General features: G+C 73.3%; 8 protein-coding genes. 6 read left to right on the forward strand and 2 right to left on the reverse strand.

The window, feature by feature from the left end; genetic code table 11:
- Positions 1-25: 25 nt before the first annotated feature.
- From ACTT8P_RS00645 to ACTT8P_RS00665, 5 genes are all read left to right on the forward strand, one after another.
- Positions 26-2,653, forward strand: coding sequence for a protein kinase (locus tag ACTT8P_RS00645; protein ID WP_442829468.1), 2,628 nt, complete (start codon positions 26-28; stop codon positions 2,651-2,653).
- 237 nt (positions 2,654-2,890) lie between these two features.
- Positions 2,891-4,807: a serine/threonine-protein kinase gene (locus ACTT8P_RS00650; RefSeq protein WP_442829469.1), complete on the forward strand. Its 1,917-nt coding sequence runs from the start codon at positions 2,891-2,893 to the stop codon at positions 4,805-4,807.
- Between the two features lie 164 nt (positions 4,808-4,971).
- Positions 4,972-6,273, forward strand: coding sequence for a protein kinase domain-containing protein (locus tag ACTT8P_RS00655; protein ID WP_442829597.1), 1,302 nt, complete (start codon positions 4,972-4,974; stop codon positions 6,271-6,273).
- Between the two features lie 113 nt (positions 6,274-6,386).
- Positions 6,387-8,048 (forward strand): succinic semialdehyde dehydrogenase, encoded by a 1,662-nt coding sequence (locus ACTT8P_RS00660; protein WP_442829470.1) that lies wholly within the window; start codon positions 6,387-6,389, stop codon positions 8,046-8,048.
- Between the two features lie 59 nt (positions 8,049-8,107).
- Complete coding sequence (locus ACTT8P_RS00665) at positions 8,108-9,898, forward strand: GMC family oxidoreductase N-terminal domain-containing protein (protein WP_442829471.1); 1,791 nt, start codon at positions 8,108-8,110, stop codon at positions 9,896-9,898.
- 165 nt (positions 9,899-10,063) lie between these two features.
- On the opposite strand, the gene ACTT8P_RS00670 is transcribed toward ACTT8P_RS00665, so the two are convergent.
- Both ACTT8P_RS00670 and ACTT8P_RS00675 read right to left on the reverse strand, forming a co-directional pair.
- Positions 10,064-11,044 carry an LAETG motif-containing sortase-dependent surface protein gene (locus ACTT8P_RS00670; protein WP_442829472.1) on the reverse strand — a complete coding sequence of 327 codons (981 nt, stop codon included), beginning with the start codon at positions 11,042-11,044 and terminating at the stop codon, positions 10,064-10,066.
- A gap of 674 nt (positions 11,045-11,718) precedes the next feature.
- Complete coding sequence (locus ACTT8P_RS00675) at positions 11,719-12,024, reverse strand: chorismate mutase (protein ID WP_442829473.1); 306 nt, start codon at positions 12,022-12,024, stop codon at positions 11,719-11,721.
- Positions 12,025-12,371: 347 nt separating this feature from the next.
- On the opposite strand from ACTT8P_RS00675, the gene guaA reads away from it, so the two are divergent.
- A complete protein-coding gene (guaA, locus tag ACTT8P_RS00680; RefSeq protein ID WP_442829474.1) occupies positions 12,372-13,955 on the forward strand; it encodes a glutamine-hydrolyzing GMP synthase in 1,584 nt (527 codons plus the stop codon).
- The last annotated feature ends 7 nt before the right edge of the window (positions 13,956-13,962 follow it).

Genomic DNA, 13,962 nt, shown 5'->3' on the forward strand with positions numbered 1-13,962 from the left:
GGGCGAACGGAATTGACCGACCGGGATGACCGACCGTGCCGGGGGAGGCAACGTGGACGAGTACGCGGGACGGGTCCTCGCCGACCGCTACCGGCTGCCGCTGCCGCCCTCCGACGAGTACGAACTCGCCGAGACCCGGGCCTTCGACACCTACAGCGGGCAGGAAGTGCTGGTCAGGCAGGTGCCGTTGCCCGAGGTCGTCGAGGCCGAGGTGCTCGACGCGGAGGGGCTGCCCGACGGGTTCACGCCGCGTGACGGTGCTCCGCGCCGGCCGGTCCAGCGGTCCTCGGCCGCGCGCGGCAGTACGCGGCGCCCGGCCGACCCCGTGGTGCGGCGGGCGGTGGAGGCGGCGCAGGCCGCGGCGAGCATTCCCGACCATCCCCGGCTCGACCAGGTCTTCGACGTGTTCGCCGAGGGCGGCTCGTTGTGGGTGGTGAGCGAACTGGTGCCGGCCCGGCCGCTGGCCGCGCTGCTCGCCGAGCAGCCGCTGACCCCGTACCGGGCGGCCGAGATCGCCTCCGACGTCCTGATGGCCCTGCGGGTGCTGCACGCGCACGGCTGGGTGCACCGGAACATCACCGCCCGCACGGTGCTGGTCTGCGACGACGGCCGGGTGATGCTGACCGGCCTCGCGGTCGGCGCGGCGGAGGAGGCGCTGTGCGGGTACGACCCGGTGCCGGGGGACGACGAGGAGGACGGGGCGGGGGAGGGATCGGCTGGTGTGAGTGGGGTCGGCGGTGCCCATGGTCCCAGCCGCCCCAAGGGGCCCGGTCGTCCGAGCGGTCCCAGCGGCCCCAGCGGTCCCAGCGGTCCCCACAGCGGCAACGGACACGACCGCCCCGTAGCGCCCGACGTCGCTCAGCTGGACCCCGAGGCCGCTCGGCGGGCCGCTATTCAGGCGCGGGTGGCCGAGGTGCTGCCGGGGCAGGGGGCCGCGGGGGCGAACGGGCGCGGTGACACGGCCGGGCCGCGGGCGCTCGGGGAGGGCAGCGGGGATGTCCGGGCCGCGCGGGCCGGGGCGATCGCCGCCTACCGGGCGGGAGCGCGGGCCGCGGCCCGGGTCCAGGAGGCGGAGAACGGCCGGGCGGCCCTGCCCGGCGCCCGCCCCGCCCCCGACGCGAACGCGTTGCCGTACGGCTCCGGCGGGACCCCGCCGGGACAGATCACCGATCCCTACGGCGTCCGCACCACCTCCTGGCCCGGTGCCGCGCCCCGGACGGCGGACGACGCACGGTCCGCCGCCGGTTCCGCCGGTTCCGCCGGAACCGTCAGCCCTTCCGGCCAGACCGCGCTGCCCGCCACGCCCACGCCCACTCCCCCGGCAGACGCGCCCGCCCCGGCGCCCAGCCGTTGGGACGACCTGGTCGCCAAGACGCCCGTGCGCCGGGGACCGGCCACCGCGCTCGCCGCCGAGCGGGCCCGGCAGGCCAGGATGGCGGTGGTCGGCCCGGTGACCGAGCGCTGGGCCCCGGAGCAGGCCGGCCCGGTGCACGAGAACTGGCAGCTCGCGCCCCCGATCGGCCCCGCCACCGACCTGTGGGCGCTCGGCGCCCTGCTCTTCCGTGCCGTACAGGGACACGCGCCCTACCCGGAGGAGTCCACGGCCGAGCTGGTGCAGATGGTGTGCGCGGAGCCGCCGGCCTATGCCGAGGAGTGCGGGCCGCTCAGGCCGGTCGTGGAGTCGCTGCTGCGGCAGGACCCGACCGAGCGGCTGGACTTCGAGGAACTGCGCGGCTGGCTGCGTTCCCTCGTCCGCTCGGCGCCCGAGCCGGACGCCGGGCTGTACGTCGTCCCGGCCCCGCCGGCCGACGCGAGCCGGCTGCCGATCGTCCGTCGCCGGGGCGAGCTGGTGCGCAGGCGGCGCGCCGGGCTGCCCGCGCACCACGGGCGGCACAAGCGGGCCAAGCAGGAGGCGCGTTCCCCGCGCCGGCTCGGCCGCACCCTGCTGCTGCTGATACTGCTCGGCATGGCCGCGCTGATCGCGTACGCCATGCTCTTCATGCCGAAGGACAAGGAGAGCGGAGCCGTCGGGGAGGCGGGCCGGGTGGCCGGTTCGGCGGACCCCGGCGACGAGCCGCGGCCCGAACGCGAGTCGCCGCGGGAGACGAAGGGCACGGACGGGTCGGCGGGATCGGACAAGGGGGCGGACCCCTCCCGGTCGGCGGGTTCCACCGAGCCGCAGACCACCGAGACCCAGGCCGCCGACGGCTTCACCCTGCGCAAGGACCCGGAGGGATTCCGGGTCGCCGTCGCCGAGGGCTGGAAGCGCACGGCGGTCAACGGACGCGGCCAGATCGTCTACGCGGACGGCGACTTCGAGCTGATCGTCGTCCCCGGCCGGGACGGCAGCGACGACTTCGGCGGCGACCCGATGACGTATCAGCGGGACCGGGAGCCGGAGTTGCAGCCCTACCGCGACTCCAGCTGGGCCACCTCCGCCGGGCTGAAGTCCATCGAGGTGGGCGGGCGGTCGATGGCCGAGGGACAGTTCACCTGGACCGGCGACGACGGGGGCGAGCTGTTCGTGCGCAACCTCGCCATCCTGATCGACGGGCACTACCACGTGGTGCAGGTACGCGGCCCGGAGGCGGACCGCGACGAGGTGACCAGGCTGTTCGAGCAGGCGTCGGCGACGTACCAGTACACCGGTTGAGCGTCACCATCCGGCTCTGCGCATCCGGCTCTGTGTATCCGTCTCTGTGCCTTCTTCTGTCTGATTGCCGGTCATATCCGCTGCCGCGTGACGTGACTTGAGCGTCCTTGGTTGCTTCGGGGAGCGGAAAGCGACAACCGTCACAGAGCGGTCTCCGGGGCACCCCACCGGTTCCCTGAAGGGAGGCCGGTCCCTACGCTGACCCTGTCAAGAGCATTGCGGGGCAACGTGAATCAGATGCAGGGCCAGCTCCTCGCGGGCCGCTACCGGCTCGGCGACGCCATCGGCAGCGGTGGCATGGGCCGAGTGTGGCGCGCCCATGACGAGGTGCTGCACCGAGTCGTCGCCATCAAGGAGTTGACCGCCGCGCTGTACGTCGCCGAGAGCGACCGGGCGGTACTGCTGGCCCGCACCCGGGGCGAGGCGCGTGCGGCCGCGCGGATCAACCACCCGGCCGTCGTCACCGTGCACGACGTACTCGAACACGACGGCCGGCCGTGGATCGTGATGGAGCTCGTCGAGGGCCGTTCGCTGGCCGACGCGGTCAAGGACGAGGAACGCGTCGAGCCGCGGGAGGCGGCCCGGATCGGCCTGTGGGTGCTGCGCGCCCTGCGCGCCGCGCACGCGGCCGGGGTGCTGCACCGCGACGTGAAACCGGGCAACGTCCTGCTCGGCGCGGACGGCCGGGTGCTGCTCACCGACTTCGGCATCGCGCAGATCGAGGGCGACAGCACCATCACCCGTACCGGGGAGGTCGTCGGGTCGGTCGACTACCTGGCGCCCGAACGCGTCCGCGGCCACGATCCGGGCCCGTCCTCCGACCTGTGGGCGCTCGGCGCGACGCTGTACACGGCGGTGGAGGGCAGATCGCCGTTCCGCCGGACCTCGCCGCTGACCACCATGCAGGCGGTGGTCGAGGAGGAGGCCGAACCGCCGCGGCACGCCGGTCCGCTGGAACCCGTCGTCAACGCGCTGCTGCGCAAGGACCCGGCCACCCGGCCCTCCGTGGCGGAGGCCGAGCAGATGCTGGCCGAGGCGGCGGAGGGACGCCGGTCGGACGCGGCGCAGGCGTACGTTCCGACGCGGTACGCGGGTACGGGGACCTACGCCGACGCCCACAGCGGCGCCGACCAGGCGTGGCCCGCCCCGGCCGACGCGGCCGGGCAGCCCTCGATGACCGCGCCGACGGCGGTCACCCCCAGCGCGCCTCCCACCGCCGCAGCCACCGCCGTCCCCACCGGCGCTCCCACTTCCGCCGACCAGGGCGCCACGCCCGCCACCGGCTTCGCCCGGGCCGGACAGCCGCCGGCCGCCACGTATCAGACCGGCGCGACGTACCCGCCCGGCGCCGCGTATCCGCCCGCCGGCGGGACACCGACCGCCGCGACCCCGGTGGCCGCCGCGCCGCGCCGCGGCCGCCGGCTGCGTACGGTCGTGCTGGCCGTGCTGGTCGCCGCGCTGATCGGCGGCGGCACCGCCGTGCTGGTGCGCATGACGCAGGACGGCGGCGGCAGCGAGGACGACGCCTCGACCTCCGTGTCCGCCTCGCCGAGCGCGTCGGCCGGTGCCACGGGCGACGCCACGGACGGTGCGGCGGACGAGGGCTCCGGGGACTCCGGGGACTCCGGGGACTCCGGGGACTCCGGGAGCTCGGGTGACTCCGAGGCGTCGGAGGGGTCCGTGCCGGCCGGCTGGGTCCGCCGTACCGACCCGTTCGGTTTCAGCCTCTCGCTGCCCGAGGGCTGGACCCGCCAGGTGTACGGCGAGGACGGCGACCTCAGACAGGTCGACTACACGCCAGACGGCGGCGAGCACTTCATCCGTATCGCCGTCGACACCTCGCCCGACTTCGACGATCCCTACGCCCACCAGCTCCGCCTGGAGGAACGGCTCCAGAGCCTGGTCGACTACGAACGGCTGACGCTGAAGGAGAACAACTACCGGGACTACCCCAGCGCCCGCTGGGAGTACACCTGGACCGCCCTCGCCAAGGACATGCCCTTCCCCGGACCGCGCCGGGCCATCGAGGAGATGTACCTGTCCCAGGACGGCGTCGAGTACGCCATCTACATGTCCTCGCCCGTCGCGGACTGGTCCACGGCGCGCGAGCAGTTCGACGCGGTGCTGCGGAGCTGGCGGGAAGGCACCGGCTGACGCGGGTACGGCGCACAGGGCTGGACCGGGCGGTCCGGCCCGGGTCGGCCTGAGCTGGACACTGAGCTGGCCCGGCCCAGCCCGGCCCGGCCCATCCCGCCCCGGGTCGGTTGTCGGCCACCCGCGGCCCGGCGCCCCGGAAGTGGCCCGTACCGTGCGGCATGATGGGGCGCATGGTGACCGAGGGGGCGGACGGGCGTGTCATCGCGGGCCGTTACCGGCTTCTGTCGCGGATCGGGCGCGGCGGCATGGGCGTGGTGTGGCGGGCGACCGACGAACTGCTCGGCCGGCAGATCGCCGTCAAGGAACTGCCCTACGACGAGACCCTCTCCGTCGCCGAGGCCCGGCAGCGGCGGGAGCGTACCCTGCGCGAGGCCCGCGCGGTCGCGCAACTGACCCACCCGCACATCGTCGTCGTCCACGATGTCGTCGAGGAGGACGAACGCACATACCTGGTCATGGAGTTGGTCGACGGCGGCTCGCTGGCCGACCGCGTCGCCCGGTACGGCCCGGTCGGCCCGGCGGAGGCGGCCCGGATCGGGCTCGCCCTGCTCGGCGCCCTGCGCACCGCGCACGCGGCCGGGGTGCTGCACCGGGACGTGAAGCCGTCCAACGTGCTGGTCGCCGAGGGCGGCCGGATCGTGCTCACCGACTTCGGCGTCGCCCAGGTGCCGGGCGCCACCACGCTCACCGAGGCGGGTTCGTTCGTCGGCTCGCCCGAGTACACCGCGCCCGAGCGGATGGCCGGCGGCGGCACCGGCCCGGAGTCCGACCTGTGGTCGCTGGGCGCGCTGCTGTGCGCCGTCCTCAGCGGCGAGTCCCCGTTCCGCCGGGACTCGCTGGGCGGCATCCTGCACGCCGTCGTCTCCGCGGAGATAGCGCCGCCACCGCAGGCCGGGCCGCTGCTGCCCGTCGTCAACGGTCTGCTCGAACGCGACCCGCGGCGACGGCTGGACGCGGCGGAGGCGGAGCGGATGCTGAACGCCTATCTGACCACGGGCCGCATCCCCGTACCGCCCGGAACCGGGCCTGCCAGCAGGACCGGGATGGGTATCGGGATCGGTGTCGGTATCGGGATGAGGAACAGGACTGGAAACAGGACCGGCAACAGGCCCGGCAACGGGACCGGGACCGGGACGGGGGCCGGGACCGGTCGACCGCGCTCCAGACGGACCGTCCTCACGGCCGCCCTGTTGGCCGCCGCGACGGCCGGCGCCGGCATCTCCGCGGCGGTCCTGCTGATCGACGGCGCCGGCGACGAGGACGGCGACGACAACCCGCCGCCGGCCTCCGCGCCGGGAACGGCCACCGGCGGCACCGGTCCCTCGCCCCCGATGCCCACCGCCACGGTCACCGTGACCCGCACGCCCGCCTCTCCCCGGTCCCCGACCTCCCCGACCTCCCCGCACTCCCCGGCGTCCACGCCCGCGGCCTCACCTTCCGAACCCCCCAGCGCCTCCGAATAACCCCCTGATCAGCACGTTCGTTGCCACCGATCACTGGCGCCATGTGAGCACTCGGTGAATCTGCGTTACCGACGGGTACACAAGGGCCCCCGGCGCGGCATACCCTGCCGCTCATGACGGACGCGCAGGCCCTGGAGAGCACCGAGAGCACCGAGAAGACCGCCGCGGAGCGGACCGGCCCGGCACCGGCCGGCACCAACCCCCTCGCCCCCGCACCGGCGGGCGCCCGCACCGCCGCCGACGTGGTCACCCCCGAGCTGATCGCCCAGCTCACCAAGGGCGTGACCGGTTCCGGACGGACGGTCAGCCACGCGCCGTTCACCGGCGAGAAGCTGGCCGACCTGCCGGAATCCAGTCCCGCGGACGTCGCCGAGGCGTTCGGCCGGGCCCGCGCCGCCCAGCCGGCCTGGGAGCGGACCCCGGTCCGGGAGCGGGCGGCGGTCCTGCTCCGCTTCCACGACCTGGTGCTGGCGCGGCAGGCCGAGGTGCTGGACCTGATCCAGCTGGAGACCGGCAAGGCCCGGCTGCACGCCCACGAGGAGGTGCAGGCCGTCGCCGTCGCCGCCCGGCACTACGGCCGCCGCGCCGCCGGATACCTGCGGCCGAAGCGGCACACCGGTGCCGTACCGGCCCTGACCAAGGTCACCGAACTGCGCCACCCGCGCGGGGTCGTCGGCCAGATAGCCCCCTGGAACTACCCCCTCGAACTGTCCGTCGGCGACGCGCTGCCCGCCTTCGTCGCGGGCAACGCGGTCGTGATGAAGCCGGACACCGAGACCTGCCTGACCGCGCTGTGGGCCCGTGACCTGCTGGTCGAGGCCGGGCTGCCCGCCGACGTCTTCCAGGTGGTCCTGGGCGAGGGCCCGGTGGTCGGCCCCGAGGTGGTCCGGCACGCCGACTACGTCTCCTTCACCGGCTCCACCCGCACCGGCCGCGAGGTCGCCCAGGGCGCCGCCGCCCGGCTGGTCGGCGTCTCCCTCGAACTCGGCGGCAAGAACGCCATGCTGGTCCTGGAGGACGCCGACGTGGAGAAGGCCGCGGCGGGCGCCGTCCGGGCCTGCTTCTCCTCGGCCGGCCAGCTCTGCATATCCATCGAGCGGCTCTACGTCCACGAGTCCGTCGCCGACGCCTTCCTGGCGCGCTTCGCCGCCCGCACCAGGGCGATGCGGCTGGGCAACTCCCTGGCCTACGGCGCCGACATGGGCTCACTGGTGGGCGAACGGCAGCTGGAAACCGTACAGCGGCACGTGGCGGACGCCGTGGCACGGGGCGCGAAGGTGATCGCCGGCGGGGTCGCGCGCCCGGACATCGGCCCGTACTTCTACGAGCCGACCATCCTGGAGGGGGTCGCGGCGCCCATGACGGTGTGCACCGAGGAGACCTTCGGCCCGGTCGTCTCCGTCCACCGCTTCCACACCGAGGAGGAGGCCGTCGAGCACGCCAACGCGACGCCGTACGGCTTGAACTCCTCGGTCTGGACCAAGGACGCCCGGCGTGGCGGCAAGGTCGCCGCCCGGCTGCGCACCGGCACGGTCAACATCAACGAGGGATACGCCTCCGCCTACGGCAGCGTGCAGGCGCCGATGGGCGGCATGAAGGACTCCGGGCTCGGCCGCCGGCACGGCTCCGAGGGCATCCTCAAGTACACCGAGGCGCAGACCGTCGCCCACCAGCGGCTGCTGCCGATGGCCCCCTCCCTCGGCATGGACGACGAGGCGTACGCCCGGTTCATGTCCCGCAGTCTGCGCCTGATGAAGGCGTTCCGGCTGCGCTGACCGGCCGCCGGCTCCCGGCCACCCACCACCCGCACGCGAAACTCAACGAGGAGACCACCGTGCCCCAGGACGCGTACGACTACGACGTCATCGTCGTGGGCTCAGGCTTCGGCGGCTCGGTGAGCGCCCTGCGCCTCACCGAGAAGGGCTACAAGGTCGGCGTCCTGGAAGCCGGCCGCCGCTTCACCCGCGGCACGCTGCCGAAGAACTCCTGGGACCTGAAGAACTACCTCTGGGCCCCCAAGCTGGGCATGTTCGGACTCCAGCGCATCCATCTGCTCGGGAATGTCATGGTCCTGGCAGGCGCGGGGGTCGGCGGTGGCTCCCTCAACTACGCCAACACCCTCTACGTCCCGCCCGCGCCCTTCTTCGAGGACCCCCAGTGGCGCGACATCACCGACTGGAAGGACGAACTGGCCCCGTACTACGACCAGGCCCGCCGCATGCTCGGCGTCCGGCTCAACCCGACGACGACCCCGTCCGACGTCCATCTGAAGGCCGCCGCCGAACGCTTGGGCTGTGGCGACACCTTCCACCTGGCCCCGGTCGGCGTCTTCTTCGGCGACGGCGAGGACGCCGACGGCTCGGTGCGGGCCAAGCCGGGGGAGAAGGTCGCGGACCCCTACTTCGGGGGCGCGGGGCCGGACCGGCGGGCCTGCGCCGAGTGCGGCGAGTGCATGACCGGCTGCCGGCACGGCGCGAAGAACACCCTCAACGAGAACTACCTCTACCTCGCCGAGAAGGCCGGCGCGGTCGTGCACCCGATGACGACGGTCGTCTCCGTCACGGATGATTCCCGGGGCGGCTACGCGGTGGCCACCCTGCCCACCGACCGGCAGAAGAAGGGCGCGGGCCGCACCTTCACCGCCCGCCGGGTGGTCCTCGCGGCCGGCACCTACGGCACCCAGACGCTGCTGCACCGGATGAAGGCCGGCGGGCAGCTCCCGTACATATCCGACCGGCTCGGCGCGCTGACCCGCACCAACTCCGAGGCCCTGGTCGGCGCCCAGACCGACGACCGGCGCTACCGCAAGGCCACCGGCCAGGCCAAGGCCGACTTCACCCGCGGCGTCGCCATCACGTCCTCGATCCACCCGGACGCCAACACCCACATCGAGCCGGTCCGCTACGGCAAGGGCTCCAACGCGATGGGCGGCCTGTCGATCCTCCAGGTCCCCTACGCCGGCCGGACCGCCTCCGGGACGACCCGCGTCCTGGGCTTCCTGGCCCACGCGGCCAAGCACCCGATGCTGGTCCTGCGCTCCCTGTCCAACCGCCGCTGGTCGGAGCGGACCATCATCGGCCTGGTGATGCAGTCGCTGGACAACTCCCTGACGACGTATCTGAAACCAGGGGGCGTCGGCAAGGGCCTGCTCACCGCCGGCCAGGGCCACGGTTCGCCCAACCCCAAGCAGATCGAGGCCGCCACCGAGGGCGCCGCCGCGCTCGCCGCCGAGATCAACGGCTTCGCCGGCTCCAACGTCGGCGAGCTGATGGGCACCCCGCTCACCGCCCACTTCCTCGGCGGCTGCCCGATCGGCGCCGGCCGCGAGACCGGGGTCATCGACCCGTACCACCGGCTGTACGGCCATCCCGGCATCTCCGTCGTGGACGGCGCCGCGGTCTCGGCCAACCTGGGCGTCAACCCGTCCCTGACCATCACCGCCCAGGCCGAACGGGCCATGTCCTACTGGCCGAACAAGGACGAGCCCGACCAGCGCCCGGCGCAGGGCACGGGGTACGAGCGGCTGGCCGCCGTGGAGCCCAAGTCCCCGGCGGTCCCGGCGGACGCGTTCGGCGCGCTGCGGCTGCCGTTCCTCGGCATGCCGGCGGTGCCGCCGAAGCGGTAGCCGAAGCGGTAGCCGGGCGGGCGCGGCCGCGGAACAGGGAAGGACCCGCGCCCCCCTCCGAGCGCGGGTCCTTCCCTGTTCCGCGGCCGGTGCTACGGCGTACTCGGCTGCGGCTGCGGCTGCGGCGTACTCGGCTGCGGCTGTGGCTGTGGCTGGTGCTACGTGCTACGCCTCGACGCCGGCCTTGCGCCGCCGCACCGCGAACACCGCGCCCGCACCGGCGACGACCGCGAAACCGCCGACCAGGCCGACCATCGGCAGCGCGGAGCTGGAGCCGGTCTCGGCGAGGTTGCCGGTGACCTGCGGGGTACCGGCGGAGGGCGTCGCGGTGGTCACGGGCACCTTGCCGCCTTCCTGCGGCTTGGTGCCGGAGGTGTCGGTGCCGGCGGCGACGATCTGGAACTTGTACGCGACCTCGATCTCGTTGAAGCACAGGTCTTCGTCGGCGTAGAGCGTCGAGCCGATGGTGAAGGCGGCTCCGGTCGGCGCACCGGCGGCGACGTTGACGCGCAGCGGCACCTCGGCCTCGTAGCCGGGCTTGAGCTCCTCGGTCATACCGGCGTAGCCGATGGCGTAGCCGTACTCGTCGAGGTCGTACCAGGTCCTGCCCTCGGGATCGAACGCCTGGAGGCGGACGTCGCGGCTGGTGAACAGGTCGTCGCCGGCCTTGTTGGAGGCGGCGCTGACCAGGTAGCCGAGCCCGTAGATCGTGGTGTCGGAGGTGTTCTCCACGGTGAGCGAGAACTCGTGCCAGCCGCTGCCCGCCGCGATCTTGCCGGGCAGGCCGGTGATGTCCGAGTCGACCTTGTCGGCCACGCACTCGGTCGGCTCGGGGTCGGGCTGCTGCGACTCCTCGGGGTCCTCGGACTCCGTGGCGTTCGGCGACGTGCCGCCGGCCTCGGTGGGCGAGGCGCTGGTCGAGGAGGTCTGGCCGGGGTCGTCGGCCGGGGCGGCGCTGGTGGAGGTGGTGTTCTCCCCGGGCGCGGTCTCGGTCGTGCTGGTGGACGGGTCCGGCGAGGTGCTCTCGTCGGACGTCACGCTCGCGGAGGTGCTCGGTGAGGCGGACGTCTCTCCGTCGGCGTACGCGACCGGAGCGGCGAGCAGCGCCACGGGGGCTATCACTGCCGTCACGGCCGCTGCTGCCATGGCGCGGCGAAGCTTCATGAAGACCTCGGGAAGTCGGGCGTACCGCTGGGAGCAGCACGGACGGTGAGAAAGCCGCCGCGGTGGGGCGCGGGTGGGGCCCTTGGGACAGCAGGTTGGATCGGTCAGGCCCGGCAAAGGTTGTCCGTACATTCACGAAATTCTCATGTGGCCTGCGTCACGCCCGGCATCACGTCCTGCGGCGCGTCCGGGAAGGCGGGCAGGAAGGCGGGCAGGAAGGCGGGCAGGCAGGCGGGCAGGAAGGCGGGCGTGACATAGCGAAGGGCCCCGCGGCAGTCGGCCGCGAGGCCCTTCGTCGGTCAGCACCGGCGTCAGGGCAGCGCCGGTGCCTGGGGAGCGGCGCCGGGGGGTCGCGCCGCTGGTCTTGAACATTGCGAACATTTTCCGTCGGCCGGCTCCGGGCGTCCCCGGAGCCGGCCGTTCTCTTGGGTGACCGGGCTGCTGTCCCCTGCCGTCCGGTCACTTGCTGGAGCGAGGTCCCACGACGTCCGGCACGATCCGTCCGTACGTCTCATCGCTCCAGTGAGCCACGCGTGGTTCTTTCGGGCCCGCCCCTGGCTGGCACGGACACCGGGACCAACGAAGCCACGCGGCCACCGGTCACGCACCGGACGGGTGAGAACGGCCCCGAACTCAGGTCCGACCGGCCCGCCGGCTCAGACCCGGCCCCGGCACAGTTCCAGCAGCGTCATCGCGAGCGCGGTGCCGGGCTTGCCCAGCGCCTCGCGGTAGTGGCCGAGGACGGCCGTCTCGCGGGAGAGGTTCACCCGCCGGCCCCCGGAGGCGATCCGGGCGTCCTGGATGACGGCCGAGACGGCCATGCGTTCCTGGATCAGACCGATGATCCGGTCGTCGAGCGCGTCGATGCGCTCCCGGGCACCGGTGATCACATCGGCGGCTTCGGGGGTGCGGGCACCGGTCGCGGCGGCGGCGTCGGTGGCAGTGATGGTGGTGGTGGTCATGGGGGGCTCCTCGTCGGAACGGGGTGCCCCGGGACGGCAGGTCCGGGAGGAAAACGCCAGGCGCCCCGGGCCTTGTCGGCCCGGGGCGCCTGGGAAGTCGCTTGTCAGATGCTCAAGCAGCACGACCATGGCAGCCGGTGGGCCGGTTGCCATAGATAAACAGGTAAGCCTGGTGCTTCGAGAACATGCGCCCAGTATGCCGGGGGAACGCACCGTGGCCAAGCCTTTTCGGATGGTGATCCGGATGGTGAGACGCGGCCGCGACGATCACGACGGGGACGGGCCACGTGCCCACCTCGGTAGAATCGGAGTCACAAGACCCCCGCCCGACCGCCGGAAGGCACCTCGTGTCATCAGCGACTCCCGCTGCCAACGCCGCCCCCGACACCGTCCTGGTCGTCGACTTCGGCGCGCAGTACGCCCAGCTCATCGCCCGCCGCGTCCGCGAGGCCCGGGTCTACAGCGAGATCGTGCCGAGCACCATGCCGGTTCAGGACATGCTCGCCAAGAACCCGGCGGCCATCATCCTCTCCGGCGGCCCGTCCTCGGTGTACGAGGAGGGCGCCCCCCGCCTGGACCGCGAGATCTTCGAGGCCGGCGTCCCCGTCTTCGGCATGTGCTACGGCTTCCAGCTGATGGCGCAGTCCCTCGGCGGCACGGTGGACAACACCGGTGCCCGCGAGTACGGCCGTACCGACCTGGCCGTCTCCAAGCCGGCCTCCACCCTGTTCGAGGGCACCCCGGCCGAGCAGGCGGTGTGGATGTCGCACGGCGACGCCTGCTCCGCCGCCCCCGAGGGCTTCGCCGTCACCGCCGCCACGGACGTCGTCCCGGTCGCCGCCTTCGAGAACGACGAGAAGAAGCTCTACGGCGTCCAGTACCACCCCGAGGTGATGCACTCCACGCACGGCCAGCAGGTCCTGGAGCACTTCCTCTATCGGGGCGCGGGCCTGACCCCCGACTGGACCACCGGCAACGTGATCGAGGAGCAGGTCGCCGCCATCCGCGAGCAGGTCGGCGACAAGCGCGCCATCTGCGGCCTGTCCGGCGGCGTGGACTCCGCGGTCGCCGCGGCCCTGGTCCAGAAGGCCATCGGCGCCCAGCTGACCTGCGTCTACGTCGACCACGGCCTGATGCGCCAGGGCGAGACCGAGCAGGTCGAGAAGGACTTCGTCGCCGCGACCGGCGTACAGCTGAAGGTCGTGGACGCCGAGGAGCGGTTCCTGAAGGCGCTGGCCGGGGTCAGCGACCCCGAGGAGAAGCGGAAGATCATCGGCCGGGAGTTCATCCGGGTCTTCGAGCAGGCGCAGGCCGAGATCATCGCCGACGAGGGCCCGGCGGTCGAGTTCCTCGTGCAGGGCACCCTCTACCCGGACGTGGTCGAGTCCGGTGGCGGCACCGGCGCCGCAAACATCAAGTCGCACCACAACGTCGGCGGACTCCCGGAGGACCTGGAGTTCAAGCTGATCGAGCCGCTGCGCAAGCTGTTCAAGGACGAGGTCCGGATGGTCGGCCAGGAGCTGGGCCTGCCGGACGAGATCGTCCAGCGCCAGCCCTTCCCCGGCCCCGGCCTCGGCATCCGGATCGTCGGCGAGGTCACCAAGGAGCGGCTCGACCTGCTGCGCGAGGCCGACGCCATCGCCCGCGAGGAGCTGACCGCGGCCGGCCTGGACCGTGACATCTGGCAGTGCCCGGTGGTGCTGCTCGCCGATGTCCGCTCGGTCGGCGTCCAGGGCGACGGCCGCACCTACGGCCACCCGATCGTGCTGCGTCCGGTCTCCTCCGAGGACGCCATGACCGCCGACTGGTCCCGGCTGCCGTACGACGTCCTGTCCCGCATCTCGACGCGGATCACCAACGAGGTCAAGGACGTCAACCGGGTCGTCCTGGACGTCACCAGCAAGCCGCCGGGGACCATCGAGTGGGAGTGAGCGCAGT

The organism is Streptomyces sp. JW3, assembly GCF_052216785.1.
Classification (GTDB): domain Bacteria; phylum Actinomycetota; class Actinomycetes; order Streptomycetales; family Streptomycetaceae; genus Streptomyces.

Excerpts from the sequence above, each read along its gene's own strand:
- ACTT8P_RS00645 (WP_442829468.1), top strand. The coding sequence starts at position 26 with ATGACCGACCGTGCCGGGGGAGGCAACGTGGACGAGTACGCGGGACGG.
- ACTT8P_RS00650 (WP_442829469.1), top strand. The coding sequence starts at position 2,891 with ATGCAGGGCCAGCTCCTCGCGGGCCGCTACCGGCTCGGCGACGCCATC.
- ACTT8P_RS00655 (WP_442829597.1), top strand. The coding sequence starts at position 4,972 with ATGGGGCGCATGGTGACCGAGGGGGCGGACGGGCGTGTCATCGCGGGC.
- ACTT8P_RS00660 (WP_442829470.1), top strand. The coding sequence starts at position 6,387 with ATGACGGACGCGCAGGCCCTGGAGAGCACCGAGAGCACCGAGAAGACC.
- ACTT8P_RS00670 (WP_442829472.1), bottom strand. The coding sequence starts at position 11,044 with ATGGCAGCAGCGGCCGTGACGGCAGTGATAGCCCCCGTGGCGCTGCTC.
- ACTT8P_RS00675 (WP_442829473.1), bottom strand. The coding sequence starts at position 12,024 with ATGACCACCACCACCATCACTGCCACCGACGCCGCCGCCGCGACCGGT.